1 protein-coding gene is annotated in these 295 nt (G+C 64.7%); it reads right to left on the bottom strand.

All coding sequences use genetic code 11. The features are described 5' to 3' along the window. A partial coding sequence (locus AAEZ05_RS28125; protein ID WP_350649833.1) for a MotA/TolQ/ExbB proton channel family protein occupies window positions 1-295 on the bottom strand: 295 nt, incomplete at both ends.

Here is a 295-nt window from a genome sequence, read left to right on the forward strand (position 1 = left end):
GGCTTCGGCGATGCCGGGGGCAACGACGGCGAGGTTGGTGGTCTGGGTTTTGGCGATGCCGATGAAGCTGTTCATGATGCCCCACACGGTACCGAACAGGCCGACGAAGGGCGCGGTGGAACCGATGGTGGCGAGTACGCCGGTGCCGCTGCTCATGTTACGGCCACAGGCGGCAACCAGGCGCTCCAGGCGGAAGCTGACGCGTTCCTTGATGCCTTCTTTTTCGCGGGTGTTGGCCGACAGGCGCATTTCTTCCAGCGCGTCGTGCACCAGCAGGTTGGCCAGGGTGCCCTTC

This window comes from Pseudomonas sp. HY13-MNA-CIBAN-0226, assembly GCF_040310305.1.
GTDB lineage: Bacteria > Pseudomonadota > Gammaproteobacteria > Pseudomonadales > Pseudomonadaceae > Aquipseudomonas > Aquipseudomonas gregormendelii.